Source organism: Sedimentitalea todarodis (genome assembly GCF_032595355.1).
GTDB lineage: Bacteria > Pseudomonadota > Alphaproteobacteria > Rhodobacterales > Rhodobacteraceae > Sedimentitalea > Sedimentitalea todarodis.
Genome location: NZ_JASMWN010000022.1, coordinates 25,691 through 51,455 on the forward strand (window position 1 = coordinate 25,691; position 25,765 = coordinate 51,455).

The following is a 25,765-nucleotide window of genomic DNA, read 5'->3' on the forward strand; positions in this document are numbered from 1 at the left end:
GAGAAAAAATGAAACTCAGCTTAGCACTTGTTTTCGCAACGTTATTGGTCGCGCCAGTTTGGGCGCAGGAGGGTTCCGAAACGCCGGATACGGCGATGATACAGCCTGCGGGTGAAAGTGATCTGAGTGATTTTCTCTGGACCAAGCGCCCGGTGGTGGTGTTTGCCGACTCTCCTGCGGATCCGCGATATGCCGAACAGATTGAACGCCTGAGCGAAGGCATGGGCATGCTGATCGATCGCGATGTCGTCGTTCTGACCGACACCGATCCGGCCGCTGCCTCACCGTTGCGCCAGAAACTGCGACCGCGCGGGTTCATGCTGGTGCTGGTCGGCAAGGATGGCGGTGTCAAGCTGCGCAAGCCTTTGCCCTGGACGGTGCGGGAAATCACCCGGTCCATCGACAAGACGCCCGAACGGCAACGCGAAGTGGACCAGAAGCGCGGGCTTTGACCCCCGCAACGCCGGATCGCTTGATATGCGGCTGTCAGCAGCACCGAATCATTCAAACTCCATGATCACTTCGTCGACCGCGAGGCTGTCGCCTGCGCCGGCGTTGATCCTGGACACCACGCCCTTTTTCTCGGCGCGCAGGATGTTCTCCATCTTCATCGCTTCGATCGAACACAACGCCTGGCCTTCCTGAACCTCGTCCCCGACCTCGACGTCGATCTTCACGACCAGTCCGGGCATCGGGCAAAGCAGCAGCTTGGACGTATCGGGCGCCACCTTTTCAGGCATCAGTGCTGCCAGTTCCGCCTGCCTGGGCGTTCTGACATGCACCCGCAGATCGGCCCCGCGCGAGCGGATGCGGAAGCCACCGCTGATCTTGCCCACCTTCAGGACTAGTTGCGCCCCATCAACCCTGACCATTGCAAGGTGGTCTCCGGGCGTCCAGTCACTGCTCACCCGCATCTTGCAACCATCGGAGAACTTCACGGTCGATCCCTCGGGATCCGCGTCTACCGTGGTGTCGAATCGATGATCCTGCAGGCTGACCACCCAGTCTGTGCCCACCTTGCGTTCATGGTTGTCCATCCGCCCCGACACGCGGGTGCGACGTATCTCTGCGACGCGGTGCATCGCGGCGCAGGCCGCGGCGATACGCTTCAGATCGGCCTCGGGGAGGCTGACGCCTTCAAACCCATCCGGATACTCTTCGGCGATAAACGCCGTGGTCATGTCACCAGAGATGAATTTCGGATGATCCATCACGGCTGACAGGAATGGCAGATTGTGACCGATCCCTTCGACCTCGAAACTGTCGAGGGCCACGCGCATCCGTTCAATCGCCTCGTGCCGCGTCGGCGCCCAGGTGCAGAGCTTTGCGATCATCGGGTCATAAAACATGCTGATTTCGCCGCCTTCGTAAACGCCGGTATCATTGCGCACGGCATGGCTGGCTTCGGCAACTTCGGCAGGCGGTCGATAGCGGGTCAGACGGCCGATGGATGGCAAAAACCCGCGATACGGATCTTCGGCATACAACCGGTTTTCGATCGCCCACCCGGTCAGTTTGATGTCACCCTGCGCAAAAGGCAGCTTTTCCCCGTTGGCGACGCGGATCATCTGCTCCACCAGATCAACGCCGGTAATCAGCTCTGTCACCGGGTGCTCGACCTGCAAACGGGTGTTCATTTCGAGGAAATAGAAGTTCTTGTCGCCATCGACGATGAACTCGACGGTACCCGCACTGGTGTAGCCGACCGCCTGCGCCAGCGCGACAGCCTGTTCGCCCATGGCCTGGCGCGTCGCTTCGTCCAGAAACGGGCTGGGGGCCTCTTCCACGACCTTCTGGTTGCGCCGCTGGATCGAACATTCCCGTTCGCCCAGGTACACGCCGTTCCCATGGCTGTCGCAAAGCACTTGGATCTCGATATGACGCGGCTGCGTGACGAATTTCTCGATAAAGATCCGATCGTCGCCAAACGAACTGGCCGCCTCGTTCTTGGAACTCTGAAAGCCCTCGCGGGTCTCTTCATCGTTCCACGCGATCCGCATTCCCTTGCCACCGCCGCCGGCAGAGGCCTTGATCATCACCGGATAGCCAACCTCGCCCGAAATTTTCACGGCTTCGTCCGCGTCGGCAATGATCCCCATATATCCGGGTACGGTTGAAACCCCGGCCTCCTGCGCGATCTTTTTGGAGGTGATCTTGTCGCCCATGGCCTTGATCGCGCCGACCGGAGGGCCGACAAAGGTCACGCCTTCCGCTTTAAGGGCCTCAGCGAACTTGCTGTTTTCAGAGAGAAACCCATATCCCGGATGCACCGCCTGCGCGCCGGTTTTCCGGATCGCTTCCATCACCTTGTCGATCACGATGTAAGACTGGTTTGCCGGTGACGGGCCAATGTACACTGCCTCGTCGGCCATCTGAACATGCAATGCATCCTTGTCCACGTCGGAATAGATCGCGACTGTGGATATCCCCATCTTGCGCGCGGACTTGATGACCCGGCAAGCGATTTCGCCCCGATTGGCAATCAGGATCTTGTTGAGCATGGGTTGTCCTTTGACTGTGTGAATTTGGCAGGTTTGCAGGGCCCGCAATCGGCGTATCGCTGCGGTGAGCCGTGCAACAAACGTGTCTCGTCAGGCACTTGATACCGGAAAAGCGGGCGCAATCCGCCATCGTGTTTTCGGGGTTTGCAAGCTGTGCTGCTCGCCGCAAAAGGGCACGTCCGCCCTTGCATGCACGAATAAGGCGCGGTTGCAGCCGAAGTTAATGTCTGCTGGGATCTGCGGACATGTCTGTCCGGACAGAGGCGAAGCTGCCTAGCTACAGGCGCCCGGCTTTTGCTGGCAGTACAGGACATTGCCCGCCGCGCCGACGGCTGCGCCGCCAAGGACGTTACCGTCCAGAACAGCCGCTCCGACAGCGCCCGCACCGGCTCCGTACAATGCCTGTTCGCCCATCGTATCGCCGCAGGCGGCAAGGCCCGCGCATATCGACAGCGCAATCCATAGGTTTGTTGCTCGCATCTCGCCCCTCCTTCTGCCGGTCTGGTGACTTGTGCGCCAAATTGGCCACTCGCGTCTTTCCGATGCAACACGAAAGCAAATTCAGTGCGGGAATCGGCAGATCGATGCCGAACCACCGCGCCGCGAGACGCACAAAAAGAAACGGGCAGGCAAACGTCATCGACGAAAGCCTGCCCGCTCAGGGAAGGGGTACGGAATAGGTAGTCAGTAAACAGCGCGGGAATACATACGCCGCTTACAACTTCTACGGTGGTACATTTATTTTCGTTCGCCAAGAGGGAGTTTTTTGAATCGCCGATTTGAGCCGTTTCTCGCCGATCCGAAGTGCTTGATTGCGTGATCATGCCGAGCGTCCGCGAAACACGTCAGGGAAACTGGCCCGGGCAACCGCGACATCCAGCTTCAGGAGTGCCTCGTAGCTCTCTGGATCAAAAGGATCTTCTGCCGCAACGACTTCGCGCCCAAAGAGCCAATTCAACCGGCCCGCATCAAGGTTGCCGCGTTCGAACGGCTGATCCCCGAAATGCTCCCAAATCGCCGCGATGAACCCTGCATCCGCGCGCCGGTCAGCGGGTCTGCGATCCGCAAAGCGTTCGCGCGGCTTGAGCGGGGTCACCCCTTTTGGATTGGGGCGGCGAATCGTGAACTGGAAATCCGTTCCGGCCAAGCGTCCGGGAAAGCCGCGATGCTTCAGCATGGGGTTCCCTCCGCATGCGGCGCAGGAACGATAGGGTGCAGGACCAGCCCTTTGGCCATTCCTGCATCCTGATTAGTTGTATTTTCCCGTGTAGGTCGGTTCGATGCTGACAGCTTGCGGTTCTGCCACAACGAACTCTTCCCTTGGTGAGGTATCACAGGCTGCGACAGCGACGACCAGACCGATCGCCGCAACAAGTCTGATGCTGGTAGACATGATTGTCTCCTGACTGCTCTCTTCGCTTTGCCGGGATCAGCGACCCCGGTCCGCCCCTCGTTGGAGGCAAAAATCGCTTTGGTGCGATCTGCGGAACAGGTAGCGTAGAAACAGTCAGATTGGAATCGTTGGTTTGTTGACGAACCGGCGAAAGGGGCCGCGCCTAAGTGCTCGCCCCGGATCGCATAGAAAGCCGCAACATCTTGGGTCCGCATCAATACGCCTCCCAGATACAGTCGGCATCTTCAAGCCGATAGGCCTCGAAATACTGGGTCGCCTGCGGATTCGCCTCTCCGAACGGAACATCGCGATCCGACATCGAGATCACAATATGCGTGGACGCCAGCGCAAATTCGGACATGTAGGGAATCACCAGATCGCGACACAGGTGCGCCATGTCCTCCGCGGCAACGTCATATGCAACCGACCCGCCATCTCGTGCGATGGCTGGCGCGACAAACCGAAACCGTACCCAGGTCTGGCCGGTTGCATCATCAACGAGCACCTCGTTGAGCGAGACATCCTGGCCCGAAGGGACCGAAACCGCCTGCTGCGCTACCGCAGTCGTCGCCAACAGCGACAACGCGAGCGTGAGTCCACAGCCTCGGCGGCACAGATACCGGGCTCCTTCCCCCAAAGCTGCTGGCGCGGTATCTTGCGGGCACGTATCTCTTTTCCGGCCAACGTGTTCACGATACCTGGCCAAAGCGCGCAGGGCCTGACTCACGCAAGTGACATCTGCAGCATGTGCGATCTTCAACGCCTGGTTTTTGCAAAGCTGGATCAACGTGACCTCCTTGCAGGTCAAATGGGACTGGTTTGCGCAATTGCTCAGAGCGGAATATTGTCGTGCTTTTTCCACGGGTTCTGCAGCGACTTGTTCCGCAAGGATGCAAATGCTCTGCTGACTCGCATCCGGGTGGAATGCGGCATGATCACCTCGTCCACAAAGCCTTTTTCGGCAGCAGCAAAGGGGTTTGCGAACCGATCCTCATAATCCTTGGTGTGCGCCGCGATCTTGTCGGCGTCGCCCAGGTCGGCGCGGTGAATGATCTCTGTTGCGCCCTTGGCGCCCATCACGGCGATTTCGGCGGTCGGCCAGGCATAGTTGACATCGCCGCGCAGGTGCTTGGATGCCATCACGTCATAGGCACCGCCGTACGCCTTGCGGGTGATCACCGTGACCTTGGGCACCGTCGCTTCGCCATAGGCAAAGAGCAGCTTTGCCCCATGCTTGATCACGCCGCCATATTCCTGCGATGTCCCCGGCAGGAACCCCGGCACATCGACAAAGGTCAGGATCGGAATTTCGAACGCGTCACAGAACCGGACGAACCGCGCTGCCTTGCGTGAACTGTCGATATCCAGGCATCCGGCCAGCACCATCGGCTGGTTGGCGACCACGCCGACCGGGCTGCCTTCGAGCCGGATGAACCCGGCAATGATGTTCTTGGCAAACTCTTCCTGGATTTCATAGAAATCGGACTCGTCCGCAACCTTCAGGATCAACTCTTTCATGTCATACGGCGTGTTGGCGTTTTCGGGGATCAGCGTATCCAGGCTCATCTCTACCCGGCCCGGTTCATCAAAGAACGGACGTACCGGCGCCTTGTCGCGGTTATTCAGGGGCAGGAAATCGACCAGCCGGCGCACTTCGGCCATGGCCTCGACATCGTTCTCGAACGCACCATCCGCGACGCTGGATTTGCGGGTATGCGTGCCTGCGCCGCCCAGTTCTTCGGCTGTGACGACTTCGTTGGTGACTGTCTTCACCACGTCAGGCCCGGTCACGAACATGTAGGAGGTGTCTTTCACCATGAAGATGAAATCGGTCATCGCCGGCGAATACACCGCACCACCCGCGCAGGGGCCCATGATCACGCTGATCTGGGGCACGACGCCGCTGGCCATGATGTTGCGTTGAAAGACCTCTGCATAGCCGGCAAGGCTCGCCACGCCTTCCTGGATACGCGCGCCGCCGGAATCGTTGATGCCAATGACCGGCGCCCCGTTCTGCATTGCCATATCCATGATCTTGCAGATTTTCTGGGCGTGCGTTTCAGACAGCGAGCCGCCAAACACCGTGAAATCCTGCGAGAACACGTAAACCATTCGGCCGTTGATCGTGCCCCAGCCTGTTACCACACCGTCGCCGGCAGGGCGTTGTTTCTCCATTCCGAAATCAGTACACCGATGCGCCACAAAGGTGTCGAACTCTTCGAAGCTGCCTTCATCCAGCAGCAAGTCGATCCGCTCACGGGCCGTCAGCTTGCCACGCGCATGTTGAGCGTCAATCCGCTTTTGGCCACCACCCAGACTGGCGTCCTTGCGGCGGTCCTCCAACTCGGAAAGGATGTCTTTCATGGCATGTCCTTTTGAAGATTTTGCCGGACCCTACAGAATTGCGGGGCGCAGCCAAAGTGTTTTTCGGAATATTTGCAAACCATTTACCGAGTCATGATTGCAAAATGCAAAATTGGTAATTAACACTTGAAGTTGTGGCCGATGCCCGATCTTGGGCGTATAGGACAGAGTCTCACCATGCCCGACACACCCAACATACGATTTCTGGACCGGCGTACACCGCCGCATATCGGTACGCTGATCCTGATGACCGGGCTTTCGGCGCTGGCGATGAACATCTTTCTGCCCAGCTTGCCAAACATGACTGTCTATTTCCAGGCGGACTACCGGGTGCTTCAACTCTCGGTGGCGCTGTATCTGGGCGCCAGCGCGGTGTTGCAGCTCTTCATCGGCCCCTTGGCGGACAAGCTGGGCCGGCGCCCGGTCACGCTCTATGGGATAGTCCTGTTTCTGCTGGCCACGCTTGGCTGTATTCTTGCGCCGACTGCCGAGATCTTTCTGATCTTCAGAATGTGCCAGGCGGTCATCGCGGTATGCATGGTGCTGGGTCGCGCCGTGGTCCGGGATATGTTCCCACAGGACAAAGCCGCCAGCATGATCGGTTATGTCACCATGGGCATGGCCGTCGTGCCGATGATTGGCCCGGTGATCGGTGGAGTCGTGGACGAGATCTTGGGCTGGCAGGCCAATTTCTGGCTGCTGTTTGCACTCGGAGCGATGATGTTATTTTTGATCCATTTCGATATGGGCGAGACTGGCGGCAAGAGCGGGCTGACCCTGGCACAACAGTTCGGCGAGTATCCCGAACTTCTGCGCAGCCCCCGGTTCTGGGGCTACTCGCTGGCAATGGCGCTGTCGTCGGGTGCGTTTTTTGCCTATCTTGGTGGGGCCCCTTTCATCGGCACCGACCTCTATGGACTGGAGCCCTCCGCGTTGGGCTTCTATTTCGGCGCACCGGCCCTGGGGTACTTTCTCGGCAATTTCCTGACGGGCAGGTTTTCCACCCGACTGGGCATCAACATCATGATCCTCTGGGGGTGTATCCTGTGCCTTGTTGGCATTGCGGCGTCCCTCGCCATCACCTACGCCGGTGCCGACTCCCATTTCACGTTTTTCGGTCTGATGACCTTTGTCGGCCTCGGCAACGGGCTTTCGATGCCCAACGCCACTGCCGGGATGCTCTCTGTACGACCGCATCTGGCCGGAACCGCGTCGGGCCTTGGGGGCTCCATCATGCTGGGCGGTGGTGCGGCCCTCAGCGCGCTGGCCGGCGCCTTGCTGACCCCGCAAACAGGGGCTTTCCCCCTGCTCTGGATGATGCTGATCACGGCGATTCTCAGCATCCTCTCGATCATCCTGGTGATCCTGCGGCAAAGGCAACTCGGCCTCTGAGCCTTGCACCCTGCAATTTGCAAAGTTAGCATGCGTCTGTTCGAACTTTGCAAAGGCATGACATGGCGACCCAAAAACTCTACGCCGGGGCCAAGCTGCGCGAAATGCGCACCCGTCTTGGCCTGACGCAAAAGGACTTTGCCGCAAAGCTCGGCGTCTCGCTGCCGTACCTGAACCAGATGGAAAACAACAACCGGCCGGTCAGCACCACCGTCGTTCTCGCGCTCGCGCAGGAATTCGGAATGGATGTGACCGAATTGTCCACCGGTGACAGCGAACGGCTGGTCAGCGACATGCGCGAAGCGCTCGCAGACCCGGTGTTCGCCGACGCAATGCCGCCGATGGCGGACCTGCGGCTGGCGGCCTCCAACGCCCCTGCCCTTGCCCGTGCGTTCATCGATCTTCACCGCAGCTATCGGCAGACACACGAACGCCTCGCCTCGCTTGACGAGGCCCTTGGCCGCCAGGACGCGCTGACCCAGACCAGCCCCTGGGACGAGGTGCGCGACTTCTTTCACTACTGCGACAACTACATTGATGCCGTCGATCGGACCGCCGAGCACTTCGCCGGCACGGTGGCTGCACCACAAGATATCCGGTCGGCGGCCACCGCCCAGTTGACGGCCCGCGGCGTCGTTGTCGCCTTTGTCGACATGGAACTGCTGCGCGAGTTCGACACCAACCGCAAGATCCTGCGCCTGTCGTCACGCGTGACACCGCAGACACAGGTGTTCCAGATGCTGCTGCAGCTTGCGTTGCTGACGCAGGACAAGCTCCTTGAGGCGACGCTGGACCTTGCGCGGTTTCACACCGACGCGGCCCGGTCCATCGCCAAGATCGGTCTGGCGAACTATTTTGCCGGTGCGGCATTGATGCCCTATCGCACGTTTCTGGCGGCGGCGCAGGACTGTCGTCACGATCTGGAGCGGCTCAGCCTGCAATTCGGCGCGTCCATAGAACAGGTGGCGCACCGGCTATCAACCTTGCAGCGCCCCGGTACCAAAGGGCTGCCGTTCTTCTTCGTGCGTGTCGATCAGGCCGGCACGATCACCAAGCGTCACAGCGCCACGCGGCTGCAATTTGCGCGTTTCGGCGGCGCGTGCCCCTTGTGGAACGTGCATCAGGCCTTTGAGACGCCCGGTCGGTTCCTGAGACAACTGGCCAAAACGCCCGACGGCGTCGGATACATCCTGCTCGCGCGGGACGTGTCGAAACCGGGCGGGTCCTTCGGCGCCCCGATCCGGCGGTACGCAATCGCACTTGGATGCGAGGTCCGGCACGCCGGATCGCTGGTCTATGCGGACGGTCTGGATGTATCGGATTCCGGCAGCTTTGAGCCCATCGGCATCTCTTGCCGCATCTGCGAGCGCAAGAATTGTCATCAGCGGTCCGTTCCGCCACTGGAACGGCAGCTGACAATCAACGAGAATGAACGGGGCGTCCTCCCCTATCAGGTCAGTTGACGCCCCAACATCACCGTCAGGCTGACAGCAACCCCCAAATCTGATCCTTGAGCAACGCGCGCTGCTTGCGCAGCTCGACCTCGGCCAGTTCTTCGATCGGCTCGACATTGGTTTCCGCGCGGTGAACGGCGCGGTTCACCTCGTGATATTCATCCGCCAGCCGGGAAAAATGTGCATCTGACTGCTTCAGCTCCTGCATCCGGTCGACCTTGTCCGGGAATTCTTCGTGCAGTTCGTGTGGGGTATGAGACATGTACTCGCTCCGTTTCCTTCTGTTCCACCACAGGCTATCGCGGGTTGATGCGGGGCCACTTTGATGCGGATCAAGCGTCACGGCAATTGTGCGATATCGTCCAAAATTATCGGCGTGCGCGCCGCCATCCCGCCTGTTTCGCTTCGGCTTCCGCACAGAACCAGCGCTCGCCCTTGGCGGTGTTGATCCGTGTTTTATCGTAGTGCTCCTGCCCCGGCATGTGATAAATTCGCGTGCCCTTGGACGATATGTTGCCCTTGATCGGACAATCCTGTCGCGACGGCTGCGCAACACTGCGCTTGGCGGCGCGAAACTGCGCCGGTCTCTGGACCTGATTGGCATGCAGGCCACGCCCGTTCACCGCCGCAGCCTTTTCATCCAGATCGTAGTCCATGGAGTATTTTCGATAGGCAAAGGCCAGCCCTTCGGACACCATCATCCGCCCCGCATCCCGGGAACCGACATGGCAACGCGCCACGATTCGGCCATAGCGATCCGTGTCCATGGCTGTGCAGCGCGCAACCTTGCCCGCGAACCGTGCCGCGATCTGTTGCGAGACCCACTGACCACAGGGCCAGGCATCGCCGTTCGGGCGCTTGCAGGTCTGATCCGCCTCGGGGGCATCAATACCAAAGAGCCGCACCCGGTCGCCGCCGACGTCCCAGGTATCGCCGTCAATCACGCGAATGCGCCCATTGGGGTCCGCCCCCACGAGTTGGGGGAGCAAACACAGAACAAACATGGCACAAATTCTTAACATCCGGTTTTCATAGGGGCGCGCGCGCGCCGCTACAATCCGGAAATCGACCGTTTCGACCCAGTCAGCGTTGCGCGACCTCCCAGGTGGGATTCTGCCAGGGCTCGTCATTGGACGGGGCCAGCGGCGGCTGGCCCAAGAGGTGATCGGACATCTTTTCGCCCACCATGATCGAGGGCGCGTTCAGATTGCCATTGGTGATGCGCGGAAAGATACTGCTGTCGGCGACGCGCAGCCCGTCAACCCCGATCACCTGCCCGGTTGGGTCCACAACCGCGTTCGGGTCATCGGCACGGCCCATGCGGCAGGTTCCGCACGGATGATAGGCGCTTTCGGCATGTTCGGCGATGGCCGCGTCAAGTTCTTCGTCGCTCTTTAGATGTTCACCCGGCTGGATTTCATGGCGGACAAACTCCGAAAAGGCCGGCTGGGCAAAGATCTCGCGGGTCAGGCGGATGCAGGTCCGGAACTCCCCCCAATCCTGATCGGTGGACATGTAGTTGAACCGGATCACCGGTGCATCGGCGGGATCGTCGCTGCGCAGGGTCACCGCGCCCCGGCTGGTCGAGCGCATCGGGCCGACATGGGCCTGAAAGCCATGCCCTTCTGCCGCCGCCTTGCCATCATAGCGCACGGCCATCGGCAGGAAGTGATACTGGATATCCGGATAGGGGACCCCTGCCCGGCTTCGAATGAAGGCCGCGCTCTCGAACTGGTTCGACGCGCCCAGCCCGGTCTTGGAAAACAGCCATTGCGCACCGATCATCGCCTTGCTGACAAGGTTCCAGTGCTTGAAGAGCGTGATCGGCTGGCTGGCGGCCATCTGGATATACATCTCCAGATGGTCCTGAAGGTTCCCACCGACACCGGGCCGGTCGACAATGGGCGTGATCCCGTGTTCAGCCAGATGGTCGGCAGGGCCGATGCCGGACAGCATCAACAGCTTTGGCGAGTTGATCGCCGAGGCCGCCAGAACCACGTCCCGCCGCGCCCGGATCAACTCTTTTTGGCCACCCCGGTCGACTTCGACACCTCTGGCGCGGCCATCTTCGATCACCACCTTGCAGGCCAGGGCCCGCACCAGCGTGCAGTTGTCCCGCCTCAAGGCCGGGCGCAGATAGGCATTGGCCGCAGACCAGCGTCGACCGTTCCAGACGGTCTGCTCCATCGGGCCGAACCCCTCCTGCTTGCGCCCGTTATAGTCATCGGTCAGCTGATACCCGGCTTGTTCGCCGGCCGTCACGAACGCAGCATGCAACGGGTTGTCGCGCGGCCCCCGAGTGACATGCAGCGGGCCATCTGTGCCACGCCACGCAGGGTCGCCGCCGTGGCCGCCATCGTGCCAGGATTCCATGCGTTTGAAATAGGGCAACACATCGGCAAAGCTCCAGCCATCGGCGCCCGCCTCGGACCAGTGATCGAAGTCCATCGCATGGCCACGCACATAGACCATGCCGTTGATGCTGGACGAGCCGCCGATCACCTTGCCACGCGGACAGGCCAGGCGCCGGTTGTTCAGATGCGGCTCCGGTTCGGATTGATACCCCCAATCATAGCGCGACATGTTCATGGGATAGCTGAGCGCAGCGGGCATCTGGATGAACGGGCCGGCATCCGTGCCGCCGAATTCGATCACGATGACCGATGCCCCGGACTCGGAGAGCCGATAGGCCATGGCGCATCCTGCGCTCCCGGCTCCGACGATGACGAAATCCGCCTCCATCATGCCTCCGGATCCCGCAGGACCGAATAGTCGACCATGACATGCTCGCGGTAGGTTTCCAGTCGGGTCAGTCGATCATAATAGTCCTCGACACGCGGGTTCGCATCACGCGTGACATCAATGGTGAACCAGCGAAACAGCAGGTGGCCGATGGTGATATCCGCAGCACTCAGTGTGTCGCCACAGACATAACGCTTGCCTGCCAGCTGCGGTGCGAGCCGGGCAAGCAGACCATTGAACCGGGTCACTGCCGCCGTCAACGCTGCTTCGTCCCGCCTGGCTGCGGCGGTGCGGACGCGGGACCAGAAGATGGGCACGGTAAAGGATTGCGCCAATTCGTTCTTGCCCCACTCTGCCCACATGTCGACGCGGGCGCGGGCCGCGGGGTCGACGGGCCAGAATGCGCCGCCATCGCCATAGCGCGCGGCCAGATATCGCAGGATTGCACAGCTTTCCCAGATCACCAGATCGTCGTCGCGCAGTGTCGGCACCAGCCGGTGCGGGTTCATCTCGCCAAATTCAGGAGTATCCAGCCCTCCGTGGGCGTGACCGTAGTCAAGCCGTTTATGAGCGAGCCCAAGTTCCGCGAGCACCCACATGACAATCTGCACATTGGACGACGTGGCGCGACCATAGACCGTCAGCATTGCCTCATTCCCCCCTCGGAAACCGCTGGCTTTCCTCCAGAGTGTTCAGGTCCATGTGATTGCGCATGTAGCGCTCGGACGCCTTTTGCAGCGGCTGGTAATCCCAGGGATAATACCCCCCCTGCCGCAACGCCTCGTACACCACCCATCGCCGCGCCTGGCTGGCGCGTACGGCGGCATCATAGGCGTCGAGATCCCACCGGGCGCGCGACTTGGCCCGCAGGCTGGCCAGCGTGCCCTGATGCGCCGGGTCATCGGCCAGGTTGATCAACTCCTGCGGGTCGGACGCAAGATCGAAGAGCTGATCCGGGTCCAGTGCGCACCGGTTGTACTTCCACTTGCCATAGCGCAGGGACACCAGCGGCGCATCGCTGGCCTCGGCGGCGTATTCGATGGCGACCGGGCTGCTGCGCTCTGCCCCGCTAGTCAGCGGCGTCAGGTCCTCTCCGTCGGTCCAGGGCGCAATTTCAGCCATGTCTATGCCCGCCAGTGCGCCCAGCGTCGGAGTGACGTCGAGCGTGGACACCGGGGCGTCGATCCGCCCGGCAGGCAATCCGGCTGCCGAGATCATCAACGGAACGCGCGACGAGCCTTCAAAGAACGACATCTTGAACCACAGCCCGCGTTCGCCCAGCATGTCACCGTGGTCAGAGACAAAGATCACGATCGCCTCTTGCCGGGTATCCTCCAGCACCTGCAGGATCTCGCCAATCTTGTCGTCCAGATAGGAAATGTTGGCGAAATAGGCACGGCGTGCGCGCTTGATGTGATCGTCGGTGATGTCAAAGCTGCGCCAATCGTTGGCGTCAAAGATCCGCCTGGAATGGTCGTCGTGGTCTTCATAGTCCAGCGCCGGGATCTCGGGCAGCAGATGTTCGCAATCCTCGTAAAGATCCCAGTATTTCCGCCGCGCAACGTAGGGATCATGCGGATGCGTGAAGCTGACGGTCAGCGCCCAGGGGCGTTCATCCTTGCCCCGCGCGAGATCATACAGCTTGGCGCGTGCATGGTGTGCCACCTCGTCATCATATTCCATCTGGTTGCTGATCTCGGCAACGCCGGCGCCCGTGACCGACCCCATGTTGTGATACCACCAGTCGATGCGCCCTCCCGGCTTGCGATAATCCGGTGTCCATCCGAAATCCGCCGGGTAGATATCCGTGGTCAACCGCTCCTCGAACCCGTGCAGTTGATCAGGGCCGACAAAATGCATCTTGCCCGAAAGGCAGGTGTAATATCGCGCGCGGCGCAAATGGTGCGCATAGGTCGGGATGTCGCTGCGAAACTCGGCGGCATTGTCATAGACACCTGTCCGCTGCGGCAATTGCCCCGACATGAAACTCGCCCGCCCCGGCGCACAGAGCGGGCTGGCGGTATAGGCATTCGCAAAGCGCGCGGAACGTTCGGCCAGACGTTTGAGATTGGGGGTATGCAACCAGTCTGCCGGCCCGTCGGGAAACAAGGTTCCGTTCAGCTGATCAACCATGAGGATCAGAATGTTTGGCTGGGTCATAGACGGGGTTCCTTTAGACTCTCCAGCACCGAAAGCGCGTGGGCAGTCGCCATCTCCGGCGTGTCCGGGTCATTCAGGGCGGCGCGGATATAGAGACCGTCGATCAATGCGGTCAGCGTCTTTGCCGCAAATTTCGGGTTCCTGCTCAGCGGCCTCATTGCGTGAGTGAGATTTGAGCGCATGCGACCCTGGTAGATCCGCCAGAGGCGCAATGCCTGCACATTGGTTTGCGCCAGCACATAGAACGTCATCCAGGCGCTGATCGTCTGCGGTGTGAAACAGGAGGGGGCGAAACAGGCTCTGATCACGGCCTCGGCGCGGCCATCCGGCCGTGTGCAACCAAGCTCGTTACGCACTTCTGCGCCAAAGTCAGCGAGTATGCGGCGCATCGCGGCGAGATAGATTTGATCCTTGCCGCCAAAGTAATGATGCGCCAACGCGCTGGACATACCCGCGCGCCGTGCGATCTGGCTCACGGTCACGTCGAGCGACCCGGCCAAACCGATCTCGGCGATAGTGGCCTTGACCAGAGCTTCGCGGCGGATTGGCTCCATTCCGATTTTGGGCATGGTTCTGCTCCGAACTGGTGTTCGGATGACGCTAGAAACAGTTTATTGACTCGTCAATCAATAAAAGCCGAACGGCCCTTACTCCGGCCGGTGGTATTCAAGCAGATTGCCTCGCGGCAAGTAGAACAAGGACAGATCGGTTTTTTCGAGCGACTCGATCGCGTAGCAGTATACATCGCCGTGAGCACTGTCTGTGGCCTGCAGGTAAGGACCGGCGCCGGCTTCCTCGCTACAGCTGTCCTGGATCGACAGGTAGTCGGTCCCGGTGTCTGCCCCTTCATAGTGCCCCGTTCTTTCAGACCCCACGATCGTCAGTCGTTCGTTTGGATCATCCGATGACACCCATTCCCCCTGCAAGAGCAGGAGCATATTGTCGCTTGGCGTTTCAGGGCGGGTTTGCGCACTGCTCAGCCTCACGGTTGCAATCAGGTCGTCCTCTGCAACGATGTGTCCCCTGACGGCCAGGGGCGCAGTCGGTGCAAGGTCACCCAGAAAGCTGAGAACCGATGCCGGCGTGTCTTCTCCGACCTCATATCTGATACCGCCGGCATGGAATGCGCAAGTGAGGGCTTCGCCGTCTTCGGTGGGCTGACAGGACTGAAACACCGCGTCATTGCGAATGAGCTCCGCCTCGGCTTCGGATTCGCTCAGCCGGGACAATTGGACGCTGACATGTGTTTCGCCCTCTTCAATCGGGATCGCATGGAAGAGCGCGATTTGATGCCCCATGGCGATACAGTCATTGCTGTTCACGATCGTGAACCGCGAATCGCTTGTACAGAACTCTGCCCCCGTGCGCGCAGGCAAGGGGTCGGGTGACTTGGCGTGCAGGTAGATCGGCCCGCCCGCGAGATCCCGTGCGAGCGGCGTTTGGCAGGTATCCGGCTCAATCGTCCACCACCCTTCTGACACGCTGTCATCGCCGCGCTGGTATCCGATCGCGACCGCCTGAAGCACGCCGGTATCATTGCACACCTCCAGCCCTGCGAATGCAGCCGTCGGTCCCCCGAGCGCCATCGCCAGGAACAATGATGTGGGTGTCGATCTGATCATGATCGTTCTCCTTGCACTGGAACCAAGGGTATTTCGGAGTTGGCAGGACAGATCAACTCTTGATCACCTGCTTTGCACAAACATTCCCGTTAGCCGCACGCCGACAAACGGCTTCAAACCTTGGTGGCGGGCGTCGCCGGCGTGATCTGGCGACGGTTCAGCATGGTTTCGCGCCAGGTGATGAAAGTGACAGAGGCCAGAACAATCGCTCCACCCAGCACAACCCAGAAATCGACCGGTTCACCGAACGCAAGCGCGCCGAGAGCTGTCGCCCAGACCAGTTGAAGAAAAGTCACCGGTTGCGTCACGGCAACCGGCGCCGCCGCGAACGCCAGCGTCATCGTATAATGGCCCGCCGTGGCAAAACAGGCGACCCCGAACAGGATACCGATTTCGGCCCAGGTCGGTGTTACCCACACCGCATAGGCAAACGGGGCGAGCGCCATCGTCACGACGATCGACAGCATCCCGACAACAACGGCGGCGGGAACTTTGGCCACTGTAACCTTGGCGAGCAGGTAGGAGCCACCGAACAGCACCGCCGCCAGCAGCATCGCCATATGACCGGATTCGACTTCCCGAAAGCCGGGGCGCAGGATGATGATCGCACCGATCAGGGCGGTGATCACGGCCGCAATGCGGCGCATGGCAAGCGTTTCACCCAGGAACAATGCCGCCCCAAGCGTCACATAGACCGGCGCCAGATAGTTGATCGCCGTCACCTCGGCCAGCGGGATTCGCGTCATGGCATAGAACCACAACATCACACCAACCGCGTGCAACGCCCCGCGCGCACCGAACTGCAGGACCAGCTTGCCGTTCAGCCGCGTGCTCAACAGGGCGGGCAGCATCGGAATCAGGAATACCAGCCCCAGGAAATAGCGCAGGAACGCCTGTTCCTCTGGTGGAATTCGGGGACCGAGATACTTGACGATGGCCGTAACGGCGACGAAACACAGCCCCGTCACCAGCATCCACAAGATACCAACCAGAGGGCGCGTTGTCTGTCCGTTGTCCATACCTGACGTTCAACACCCGATCCGCCTCAGGCACAACCCTTCACATGATAAGCAACTTGACTGCGATGGCCCACATGACGAAGGCGATCAGGACATCCAGCACCTGCCAGGCCCTTGCGCGGGCAAACAGCGGGGCGAGCAGGCGTGCGCCATAGCCGAGCGAGAAAAAGAAGACAAAGCTCGACGCGACGGCGCCGAGGCCGAATTGCATTTGGTCGGGATATTGCGCCGAAATCGATCCGATCAGCACGACCGTGTCGAGATAGACATGCGGATTGAGCCAGGTAAAGGCCAGCACCGTCAGCACGCTTGCCCCGAGGCTGCTCGATGATCCATTTGAGGTGACAAGCGCAGAACCACCACGCCATGCGTTGCGCAGGCTCATCGCGCCGTAGGCGATCAGGAAGGCGGCCCCGCCATACCGCATCACCGGCTCGAACCACGGCAGATACGTGGCCAGCGACCCAAACCCCGCAACGCCTGCGGTGATGAGGAGCGCATCTGACACGGCGCATGTCAGACAGATCCAGAATACATGCTCGCGCCGAATACCCTGGCGCAAGACAAAGGCGTTCTGCGCGCCAATCGCGAGGATCAGGCTGAAGCCCAATGCAAAACCTTCGAGGAAAGTGGGGGTCATATGGCCTCCTGAGACGTGACCGGATTTGACTAAAGCGGGGTGCGCCCTTTATCCAGTTAAAGAATATGTCGCAAATTAAGAAACTCTAATGCAGTTCGATCCCCATCAACTTGCCGCCCTCACAGCGGTTTTGCGCAACGGCAGCTTTGAAGCCGCGGCCTCCGATCTGGGTGTCACCCCGTCGGCGGTTTCGCAGAGGATCAGAGCGCTGGAGGACCGGATCGGCGGCGCCCTTGTCTTGCGCGGGGCGCCCTGTACCGGCACCCCTGCCGGAACGCGGCTGGCCAAACATGCCGAGGATGTGACCCTGCTTGAGGCGCAGTTGAGCCGGGAACTGGCGCTGGAAAACACGACTGGTCCGGCCCGGATCAAGATCGCCGTCAACGCGGACAGCCTTGCCACCTGGCTCATCCATGCGCTGCCAAACGCGCAGGACGTGCTGTTTGACCTTGTCATCGACGATCAGGATCACAGCGCCCAATGGCTTCGGCGCGGCGAGGTGAGTATGGCCATCACAGCCCTGGAAAAACCCGCTGCGGGATGCGACGCCTGGTCATTGGGCGCGCTCCGCTACATTCCGACGGCCAGCCCTCTGTTTGTGGACCGGTGGTTTCACGACAGTGTCGACGCGGAAACTCTTCTCCGCGCGCCCTGCCTGACTTTCGACGCGAGGGACATGCTGCAACGCCGGTGGATCGATCAGATGTTCGGCGCAAAACTGTCCCCGCCCGCGCATTACCTGCCTTCCACCCATGCGTTTGTCGATGCTGCGCGTCTTGGATTGGGATGGGGCATGAACCCTGAACAGCTTGTCACCGGCCATTTGGTGGATGGAACACTGGTGCCTCTGATCGCCGACGCGCCACTTGATGTGCCGCTCTCCCTACAGGCGAGTCGGATCATGGCGCCAACGCTTGCACCGCTGGTCCGAGCCATTCGCGCCGCCGCGACCGAAGGTCTCGTTCAAACCTGAGCGCGGATGCATCGGCCGGGTCAAAACCCTGTGGTTCTTGCAAGCGATTCCCGGTGTCCGCGCAACACGCGCAGCCATCAGGATCAACTCAAGGCAGGCGCAACAAAATGTCGCAAATGTCCGGTATGCGAAAGTATTCTTTCGCGCACATGCAATTCAACGCTAGTCATGTCGCAAAACGCGCTCTATACGCCGCTTGCAGAGTGTGTCACTTCGCCAAGCGAAAGGATCAAAAATGGCCGGATACAACAAGAACTTCGAACTGACCGTGGACGACATCGAGCGCATCGAGTCCGCCCTGAGACTCCAAAAGCGGTCCGTCTCGCTTGAACGTCTGGAATTGCTGGAAACCTCCAGCGCCGCCTCTGACACCGAGCGCACCGAGCAGATCAACGCGGAGCTCTCCGCCATCCATGACCTGTTGGGGCGGCTGCACAACCAGAAGATCTTCTATCGCCCCGCCAAAGTCAAAAAGGCGCCCTATGTCAGCGGTTGAGAATCGACTCTTTCAGAGTTGATCCATCACCTCGTCGCTGGCCTCGAAATTGCTGGTGACGCGCTGGACGTCATCGTCATCTTCAAGGGCATCAATCAGCTTCATCAGCTTCTGCATCCCCTCCAGATCCATTTCGGTCGTGGTCGTCGGACGCCAGACCAGCTTGGTGCTCTCGGATTCGCCCAGTTCGGCTTCGAGCGCGCCTGACACGTCGTTCAGATCGGTATCCGCGCACCAGATGACATGCCCGTCCTCCGAACTCTCGACATCTTCGGCACCCGCCTCAATCGCGGCCATCATCACCGTATCGGCATCGCCAACCTCGGCGGGATAGGTCACCTCGCCCTTGCGGTCGAACATGAAACCGACGCTGCCGGTCTCGCCCAGGTTTCCGCCATTCTTGGAAAACGTCGAGCGGACAGTGGACGCGGTGCGATTGCGGTTGTCGGTCATTGCCTCGACAATCACCGCGACCCCGTTGGGGCCATAGCCTTCGTAGCGAATCTCTTCATAGTCATCGCCGTCGCCCGCCTGCGATTTCTTGATCGCGCGGTCGATCACATCCTTGGGGACCGAGCTCGTCTTGGCCTCCTTTACGGCAAGCCTCAGTCTCGGGTTCTTGTCGGGATCGGGATCACCCATCTTGGCCGCGACGGTGATTTCCTTGCTGAGCTTGGAAAACAGCTTGGACCGCGCGGCGTCCTGACGCCCCTTGCGATGCTGAATATTTGCCCATTTGGAATGGCCGGCCATCGGGTGCCTCCTGACGATGTTCCCAGTTTCAGGCTCTATAGGCGAAGGCATGGCCGGGGTTCAATCCCCGACGATCACTCGGCCGGGGCCGTTCTGGTCGATAGCACCCTACGCATCGCGGACTCTCCGATCAGGCAGGCCGACGTTTTCTGAATCGAAACCCGTTCAAAAAGCAACTAGTGTCACCTCATGACAACCGATCAAATTATCCTCTTCTGTCTCTTCGCCGCCGTCTTCGGACTCCTGCTTTGGGGCAGATTTCGCTATGATCTCGTCGCGTTCAGCGCCCTCATGGTGGGCGTGGTGTTGGGTGTTGTCCCGACCGAAGATGCGTTCTCCGGCTTCGGCCATCCTGCCACGCTTGTCGTGGCGCTTGTTCTCATCGTGTCGGCGGGTTTGGTGCGGTCCGGTGCGGTGTTCCTGATCACCAGGACGCTGGTTGACAGCAGCCGCGCGCTTGGCGGGCATATCGCCTTGATGGGGGGGATCGGTGCGGTCCTGTCGGCCTTCATGAACAATGTCGCCGCCCTCGCCCTGTTGATGCCGGTCGATATCCAGACCGCGCGCAAGGCCGGGCGCAATCCGGGCCTGTCGTTGATGCCGCTGGCCTTTGCCACCATCCTGGGTGGGATGGTCACCCTGATCGGCACGCCGCCTAACATCATCATCGCGGCGATCCGGCAGGAATCGCTTGGTGAGCCGTTCCGGATGTTCGATTTTGCCCCCGTTGGCGGTGTCGCCGCGATTGCGGGCCTTGCCTTTGTCGCGCTATTTGGCTGGCGTCTTATCCCGAACCGGGACAGTGATACCGGTGGTGCCGAAAACCTGGCGGATTACGTCGCAGAGCTCACCGTTCCGCAGGAATCTGAACAAATCGGCAAACGCCTGGCGGAGCTCTACGAGACAGCGGAAAAGTCGGATGTGGCCATCATCGGGCTGATCCGCGACGGCAAGAGGCGCTATGGCCGCGCCGCCAATGCCCTGATTGCGGCAGAAGACACCTTGGTGCTGGAGGCACGACCGGAAGCAATTGATGAGTTTCGCTCGGCCTTGAAACTCGATTTCTCCGACAGCAAGCGGCAAGAGCTCCTCACCGCCGATGGTGAAGGTCTGGAGGTCATCGAAGTCGTGGTGCCGGAAAGCGCCCGGATCACCGGCAAGACAGCGCAGGGAATCGGCCTCTCCTGGCGGCAGAGCACGATCCTGATGGGCGTTTCGCGTCAGGGATCGCGGCTCACCAAACACGTGCGCCAGACCGAGATTCTGCCTGGCGACATCCTGTTGCTGCTTTGCCCACGGGACCGCGGTGCTGACGTGACGGAATGGCTGGGCTGTCTTCCCCTCGCGACGCGGGGGCTGAACGTGACGGCGAACGAAAAGGTCTGGTTGGCAATCGGATTGTTCGCCGCCGCGGTTGCCGCGGCCAGTTTCGGACTGCTCTATCTGCCGATCGCCCTTGGCCTTGTCGTCATTTCCTATGTTCTGACCCGCATCTTGCCGATCCGCGAGATCTATGACCATATTGAATGGCCTGTGGTGGTGTTGCTGGGATCCATGATCCCGCTTGGCTCCGCACTGGAAACCTCGGGCGGAACAGAACTCATCGCCGGAACGCTGACCGATCTCACCGCGGGCCTGCCAACCTGGATGGTGCTGACGGTGTTGATGGTCGTGACGATGACCTTGTCGGACGTGCTGAACAACACCGCCACAACCATTGTCGCGGCTCCGGTGGGCATCCAGATGGCGCAGACCCTCGGCGTGTCGCCTGACCCGTTCCTGATGGCGGTCGCCGTGGCGGCCTCGGCGGCGTTTCTGACCCCGATCGGGCACAAGAACAACACGCTGATCCTTGGCCCCGGTGGCTATCAGTTTGGCGACTATTGGCGCATGGGGTTACCATTGGAGATCATCATCATCGCGGTCTCCATCCCTGCGATCCTTGTCTTCTGGCCACTTGCGATCTAGGCGGCTGTGATGAAACGTTTTCTGATCCTGCAACTGCGTCCGGAAACCGACGCCGCCGATGACGAGTTTGCCGCCATCCTGGACAAGTGCAACCTGACACCGGATCGCGCGCATCGGGTCCGGCTGGACTGTCAGCCGCTGCCCTCCGATCTGGACGTGACCGACTATGCCGGGATCATTGTCGGTGGCGGACCGGGATGTGTCAGCGATGCACCGGAGGTGAAATCCGAAATGGATGCGCAGATCGAGGCACAGATCATGGCCCTGATGCCACAGATCACCGAGCGTGATCACCCGTTCATGGGCTGCTGCTACGGCCTTGGCATTCTGACACATCATCTGGGCGGGGTCGTGAGCAAGGCCCGGTATGGCGAACCCGTCGGCCCATCTGACTGCAGCCTGACGGCAGAGGCGGCGGACGATCCGCTGACAACTGGCCTGCCGGACCAGTTCCAGGCCCTTGTCGGCCACAAGGAAGCGGTACAGACACTGCCTCCGGGTTGTACCCACCTGATTCAATCGGCCCCCTGCCCGATCCAGATGATCCGCTATGGCACCAACGTCTATGCCACGCAGTTTCATCCCGAAGCCGACGCGCAGGACTTTGAACGCCGCATCCATATCTATCGAAATCACGGGTATTTTCCGCCAGAACAGGCCGAAGAACTGGTCAACACCTGCCATGCCGCGCAGGTGACGGTTCCCGGTGAGATCCTGCGCAGATTTGCCAAACGATACGGTTGAGCCCACCATTGCGTGCCCCCTTATGCGCCCCTAGGCTGTTCAGAAAAGGGAGAGGTCCGGCATGGCGGATGCAATCATCGTCGGGGGCGGGCTGGCCGGTTTGGCGGCTGCCGCTGAATTGGGAGATCGCGGCAGGACCGTGATCCTTCTGGATCAGGAACCGGAGCGCTTTCTGGGCGGTCAGGCGTTCTGGTCTCTTGGCGGACTGTTCATGATCGACACACCGGAACAACGCCGCATGGGGATCAGGGACAGCCGCGAGCTCGCCCTCGGCGACTGGATGGGCAGCGCCGGGTTTGACCGCGTTGAAGATGCATGGCCGCGCAAATGGGCAGAGGCCTATGTCGATTTCGCCGCCGGAGAAATGCGACCGTGGTTGCATGACATGGGTCTCAGATGGTTTCCCGTCGTTGGCTGGGCCGAACGCGGCGGCGGGTTTGCCACCGGTCACGGCAATTCCGTTCCGCGTTTTCACATCACCTGGGGCACTGGCCCCGGCGTAATGGCACAATTCGAGCGGCGCGTTCGCGCGCATGTTGCAAATGGCCTCATCGAGATGAAGTTCCGACATCAGGTCAGCCGCATCCTCATGGAAAACGGTGCCGCAAAGGGCGTCACTGGCGAGATACTCGCAGATGACAGCGCGGATCGGGGCAAGAAAACCAATCGCGATGTGGCGGGCGATTTTGAACTGCATGCGCCATCGGTGATCGTCACATCCGGCGGGATCGGTGGTAACTTTGATTTGGTGCGCAAGGCCTGGCCACGTGATCGGCTGGGCGAGCCACCCGAAACCATGATCAAGGGCGTGCCGGCCCATGTTGATGGCCGAATGATCGCAATTACCGAGGCCGCCGGTGGCCATGTCATCAATGGCGACCGCATGTGGCACTATACCGAGGGCGTCAGGAACTGGGATCCGATCTGGCCCGATCATGGCATTCGTATCCTTCCGGGACCATCGTCGATGTGGTTTGATGCCTGCGGCAACCGGCTTCCCGTCCCGTGCCTGCCGGGCTTTGACACCTTGGCCACGCTGCGCGAGATTCTGAAGACCGGATATGACTATAGCTGGTTCGTTCTGACGCAAAAGGTGATCAAGAAGGAATTCGCGCTTTCGGGGTCAGAGCAAAACCCCGATTTCACCTCGGGGAAATGGTCCGAGGTGATCCGCCAGCGGATTCTGGCCGGGTCCAGGGCGACCGGCCCGGTAGAGGCGTTCAAGACGCATGGTGAAGACTTTGTTGTCGCCGATACGCTGGCCGATCTGGTGGCAGGGATGAACCGCGTCACGGGGTCTGCGCTGATTGACGAGACCGCGCTGCACGCACAGATTGCGGCGCGGGATTTGCAGGTCGACAATCCCTTTTGCAAGGACGCCCAGTTGATGGCGATCCATGCCGCGCGCAATTACCGGGGTGACCGCCTGATCCGCACGGCAAAGCCGCACAGGTTTCTCGACCCGGCCAATGGGCCACTGATCGCGGTTCGCCTGCATGTTCTCACCCGCAAGACGCTGGGTGGCCTGCAAACCGATCTGGACAGTCGCGTTGTTGGCGCCGATGGCACGGTCGTGCCCGGCCTCTTTGCTGCCGGAGAAGTCGCGGGCTTTGGCGGCGGCGGCTATCATGGCTACAATGCGCTGGAAGGGACGTTCCTGGGGGGGTGCATCTATTCCGGACGCAATGCCGGGCGGTCAAACTCAGTCGCCTGATGCATTCATGAGGCGTGGGGCACATGCCGCCGGATCACCTAAAGCGGCCAGATCAGCGGGATCAAGGCCGAGGACAACACTCCGATCGACAGGTTCAGCGGGATGCCGACCTTCATGAAATCGGTGAACTTGTAGCCGCCCGGACCGTAAACCAGCATGTTGGTCTGATATCCGATCGGGGTCGCAAACGAGGCCGAGGCCGCGATCATCACGGCCACGACCAGGGGTCTTGGGTCAAGGCCCATGGCGCTCGCCAGTCCGATGGCAATCGGAGTCACCACCACCGCGACAGCGTTGTTTGACACAAGCTCAGTCAGCACCGAGGTCAGCAGGTAGATCGCCCAGATCACCAGGAACGGCGGCAGCGTTTTCAACGTTGGCGCAATTGCGTTCACGATCAAGCTCACGGCGCCCGAATTCTCAAGCGCCGCACCGATGGCGAGCATGGAAAAGATCAGGGCCAGCAATCGGCCGTCAATGAAAGAAAATGCCTCATCCGCATCGATACAGCCGGTGATCAGAACGATCGCGACGGCGACAATGGACAGGTAGAGGATCGGGGCCACGCCAAGGGCCGCCAGCAATACGATGCCCAAGAGCGAGATGATGACAATCGGGGCGTGGTTGCGGCGAAAGGCGCGGGCCGAGGGTTGCGAGACGTCGACCATCTCCATGTCCAAAGCCAGCCTCTGGATATCCCCGGGGGAACCTTCGAGCAAAAGCGTATCGCCCACCCGAACGATCAGATCATCCAGTTGCCGGCCGATATTCTGATTTCTCCTGTGGACCGCCAGCACATAAACGCCGTAACGCCGGCGCAGTCGCAGCGTGCCGAGCGTGCGCCCGACCATCTTGCAGCCTGGGGTAATCAGAACTTCAACCGTCGACGTTTCCACCGCCGACACCTGATCGACCCGTTTCAACTCCTTGTTGTTTTGCAGGCTGAGGAGTTCGGTCATCTGGGTCCGCAGCACCACGCGGTCGCCGACCTGCAACTCGACCCCTTTCAGATTGCGCCGCAGCGAGACATCGCCACGAACGACATCAACCAGCCGCACGCCCTCGCGCTTGAACAATTGCACGCCCGTGACCTCGCGTCCGATGAGGTTGCTGTCGGGCGGAATTACCGCTTCGGTAAAGAACTTCATCCGCGACCGGTCAGACAGCATCATCGCCATGCTATCGCGCACCGGCAGCAGTTTGGCCCCGACAAAGCGCAGATAGATCATGCCCCACGCGACGACGGCCAGACCAAGGGGCGTGACCTCGAAGATGGTAAACGGCTCAAGCCCCTGTGCCCGCGCGACACCGTCAACCAGCAGGTTCGTCGAGGTTCCGATCAGCGTAAGCGTACCGCCCATGACCGCCGCATAGCTGAGCGGTATCAACAATTTGCTGGCCGCAAGGTCAAGCGTTCGGGCGAGCTGGATAAACACCGGGATCATCACAACGACCACGGGTGTGTTGGAGACAAATGCCGAGGCCAGCACCACGAACGCCATCAGCAACCCGATGGCAAAGCGCGGATTCACGCTGGCCTGACGTTGCGCGACCGATGTAAACGCATCAAGTGCTCCGGTCCGCACCAGCGCCCCCATGATGATGAACATCGCGGCAATCGTCCAGGGTGCCGGGTTTGCCAGCACGGGAAGTGCCGCCTGATAGGGCAGAACACCCGTCACAAGCATCGTTGCGACGCCGGCAATGGCGACCACCTCGGTTGGAAACGCTTCGCGCAGGAACAGGACAAACATCGCCGCCACGATGACAAGAGTCAGGACGGCACTGCCGGTGTCAGAAAGCTGGAAAAGCTGCATGGCTTGCGTTGGG

25 protein-coding genes are annotated in these 25,765 nt (G+C 60.6%); 8 read left to right on the forward strand and 17 right to left on the reverse strand.

Annotated elements, in window-relative coordinates; genetic code table 11:
- Nucleotides 1-8: 8 nt before the first annotated feature.
- Entirely contained in the window at nucleotides 9-452 is a 444-nt protein-coding gene (locus QO231_RS20930) for a DUF4174 domain-containing protein (RefSeq protein ID WP_316781162.1), read from the forward strand.
- Between the two features lie 48 nt (nucleotides 453-500).
- Here the strand turns inward: QO231_RS20930 and QO231_RS20935 are convergent, their stop codons facing one another.
- From QO231_RS20935 to QO231_RS20960, 6 genes are all read right to left on the reverse strand, one after another.
- Nucleotides 501-2,501 (reverse strand): acetyl/propionyl/methylcrotonyl-CoA carboxylase subunit alpha, encoded by a 2,001-nt coding sequence (locus QO231_RS20935; protein WP_316781165.1) that lies wholly within the window; start codon nucleotides 2,499-2,501, stop codon nucleotides 501-503.
- Between the two features lie 273 nt (nucleotides 2,502-2,774).
- Nucleotides 2,775-2,981: a hypothetical protein gene (locus tag QO231_RS20940; protein ID WP_316781167.1), complete on the reverse strand. Its 207-nt coding sequence runs from the start codon at nucleotides 2,979-2,981 to the stop codon at nucleotides 2,775-2,777.
- A 340-nt stretch (nucleotides 2,982-3,321) separates the two neighbouring features.
- Entirely contained in the window at nucleotides 3,322-3,678 is a 357-nt protein-coding gene (locus QO231_RS20945; RefSeq protein WP_316781170.1) for a hypothetical protein, read from the reverse strand.
- Nucleotides 3,679-3,750: 72 nt separating this feature from the next.
- Nucleotides 3,751-3,894 (reverse strand): hypothetical protein, encoded by a 144-nt coding sequence (locus tag QO231_RS20950; RefSeq protein ID WP_316781173.1) that lies wholly within the window; start codon nucleotides 3,892-3,894, stop codon nucleotides 3,751-3,753.
- Nucleotides 3,895-4,108: 214 nt separating this feature from the next.
- A complete protein-coding gene (locus QO231_RS20955) occupies nucleotides 4,109-4,477 on the reverse strand; it encodes a DUF6497 family protein (RefSeq protein ID WP_316781175.1) in 369 nt (122 codons plus the stop codon).
- 248 nt (nucleotides 4,478-4,725) lie between these two features.
- Nucleotides 4,726-6,258 carry an acyl-CoA carboxylase subunit beta gene (locus tag QO231_RS20960; protein ID WP_316781177.1) on the reverse strand — a complete coding sequence of 511 codons (1,533 nt, stop codon included), beginning with the start codon at nucleotides 6,256-6,258 and terminating at the stop codon, nucleotides 4,726-4,728.
- Nucleotides 6,259-6,435: 177 nt separating this feature from the next.
- Here QO231_RS20960 and QO231_RS20965 point away from each other — a divergent pair, with 177 nt between their 5' ends.
- Both QO231_RS20965 and QO231_RS20970 read left to right on the forward strand, forming a co-directional pair.
- Nucleotides 6,436-7,650: a multidrug effflux MFS transporter gene (locus tag QO231_RS20965; RefSeq protein ID WP_316781180.1), complete on the forward strand. Its 1,215-nt coding sequence runs from the start codon at nucleotides 6,436-6,438 to the stop codon at nucleotides 7,648-7,650.
- 62 nt (nucleotides 7,651-7,712) lie between these two features.
- Nucleotides 7,713-9,113: a helix-turn-helix domain-containing protein gene (locus QO231_RS20970; protein WP_316781183.1), complete on the forward strand. Its 1,401-nt coding sequence runs from the start codon at nucleotides 7,713-7,715 to the stop codon at nucleotides 9,111-9,113.
- Nucleotides 9,114-9,129: 16 nt separating this feature from the next.
- On the opposite strand, the gene QO231_RS20975 is transcribed toward QO231_RS20970, so the two are convergent.
- The 9 genes from QO231_RS20975 to QO231_RS21015 form a co-directional block, all read right to left on the reverse strand.
- The gene (locus tag QO231_RS20975) at nucleotides 9,130-9,366 is read right to left on the reverse strand and encodes a YdcH family protein (RefSeq protein WP_316781186.1); all 237 of its coding nucleotides are present in this window, start codon (nucleotides 9,364-9,366) and stop codon (nucleotides 9,130-9,132) included.
- A 106-nt stretch (nucleotides 9,367-9,472) separates the two neighbouring features.
- Nucleotides 9,473-10,126 (reverse strand): thermonuclease family protein, encoded by a 654-nt coding sequence (locus QO231_RS20980; protein ID WP_394356667.1) that lies wholly within the window; start codon nucleotides 10,124-10,126, stop codon nucleotides 9,473-9,475.
- 61 nt (nucleotides 10,127-10,187) lie between these two features.
- Nucleotides 10,188-11,846, reverse strand: coding sequence for a choline dehydrogenase (gene betA / locus QO231_RS20985; RefSeq protein ID WP_316781340.1), 1,659 nt, complete (start codon nucleotides 11,844-11,846; stop codon nucleotides 10,188-10,190).
- The gene (locus QO231_RS20990; RefSeq protein WP_316781192.1) at nucleotides 11,846-12,493 is read right to left on the reverse strand and encodes a glutathione S-transferase family protein; all 648 of its coding nucleotides are present in this window, start codon (nucleotides 12,491-12,493) and stop codon (nucleotides 11,846-11,848) included. Before QO231_RS20990 ends, betA begins: the two co-directional genes overlap by 1 nt.
- 4 nt (nucleotides 12,494-12,497) lie before the next feature.
- Nucleotides 12,498-14,006: a choline-sulfatase gene (betC, locus tag QO231_RS20995; RefSeq protein ID WP_316781195.1), complete on the reverse strand. Its 1,509-nt coding sequence runs from the start codon at nucleotides 14,004-14,006 to the stop codon at nucleotides 12,498-12,500.
- Nucleotides 14,003-14,575: a choline-binding transcriptional repressor BetI gene (gene betI, locus QO231_RS21000; RefSeq protein WP_316781198.1), complete on the reverse strand. Its 573-nt coding sequence runs from the start codon at nucleotides 14,573-14,575 to the stop codon at nucleotides 14,003-14,005. Before betI ends, betC begins: the two co-directional genes overlap by 4 nt.
- Before the next feature lie 78 nt (nucleotides 14,576-14,653).
- Entirely contained in the window at nucleotides 14,654-15,628 is a 975-nt protein-coding gene (locus tag QO231_RS21005) for a DUF1036 domain-containing protein (protein ID WP_316781202.1), read from the reverse strand.
- 113 nt (nucleotides 15,629-15,741) lie between these two features.
- Nucleotides 15,742-16,647: a DMT family transporter gene (locus tag QO231_RS21010; RefSeq protein WP_316781205.1), complete on the reverse strand. Its 906-nt coding sequence runs from the start codon at nucleotides 16,645-16,647 to the stop codon at nucleotides 15,742-15,744.
- Between the two features lie 40 nt (nucleotides 16,648-16,687).
- On the reverse strand, nucleotides 16,688-17,287 hold the full coding sequence (locus tag QO231_RS21015; protein ID WP_316781208.1) for a LysE/ArgO family amino acid transporter: 600 nt from the start codon (nucleotides 17,285-17,287) through the stop codon (nucleotides 16,688-16,690).
- 88 nt (nucleotides 17,288-17,375) lie between these two features.
- Here QO231_RS21015 and QO231_RS21020 point away from each other — a divergent pair, with 88 nt between their 5' ends.
- Both QO231_RS21020 and QO231_RS21025 read left to right on the forward strand, forming a co-directional pair.
- The gene (locus QO231_RS21020) at nucleotides 17,376-18,260 is read left to right on the forward strand and encodes a LysR family transcriptional regulator ArgP (RefSeq protein ID WP_316781210.1); all 885 of its coding nucleotides are present in this window, start codon (nucleotides 17,376-17,378) and stop codon (nucleotides 18,258-18,260) included.
- A 235-nt stretch (nucleotides 18,261-18,495) separates the two neighbouring features.
- Entirely contained in the window at nucleotides 18,496-18,756 is a 261-nt protein-coding gene (locus QO231_RS21025) for a hypothetical protein (RefSeq protein ID WP_316781213.1), read from the forward strand.
- Between the two features lie 12 nt (nucleotides 18,757-18,768).
- Here the strand turns inward: QO231_RS21025 and QO231_RS21030 are convergent, their stop codons facing one another.
- A complete protein-coding gene (locus QO231_RS21030) occupies nucleotides 18,769-19,509 on the reverse strand; it encodes a YebC/PmpR family DNA-binding transcriptional regulator (RefSeq protein ID WP_316781217.1) in 741 nt (246 codons plus the stop codon).
- Nucleotides 19,510-19,698: 189 nt separating this feature from the next.
- On the opposite strand from QO231_RS21030, the gene QO231_RS21035 reads away from it, so the two are divergent.
- The 3 genes from QO231_RS21035 to QO231_RS21045 all read left to right on the forward strand — a co-directional run bounded on the left by QO231_RS21035 (nucleotide 19,699) and on the right by QO231_RS21045 (nucleotide 23,935).
- Entirely contained in the window at nucleotides 19,699-21,477 is a 1,779-nt protein-coding gene (locus QO231_RS21035; protein WP_316781220.1) for an SLC13 family permease, read from the forward strand.
- 9 nt (nucleotides 21,478-21,486) lie between these two features.
- Nucleotides 21,487-22,221, forward strand: coding sequence for a glutamine amidotransferase (locus tag QO231_RS21040; RefSeq protein WP_316781223.1), 735 nt, complete (start codon nucleotides 21,487-21,489; stop codon nucleotides 22,219-22,221).
- Nucleotides 22,222-22,282: 61 nt separating this feature from the next.
- Nucleotides 22,283-23,935, forward strand: coding sequence for an FAD-binding dehydrogenase (locus tag QO231_RS21045; protein WP_316781225.1), 1,653 nt, complete (start codon nucleotides 22,283-22,285; stop codon nucleotides 23,933-23,935).
- 38 nt (nucleotides 23,936-23,973) lie between these two features.
- Here QO231_RS21045 and QO231_RS21050 read toward each other — a convergent pair whose 3' ends face one another.
- A complete protein-coding gene (locus tag QO231_RS21050; RefSeq protein ID WP_316781229.1) occupies nucleotides 23,974-25,752 on the reverse strand; it encodes an SLC13 family permease in 1,779 nt (592 codons plus the stop codon).
- Nucleotides 25,753-25,765: the final 13 nt, after the last annotated feature.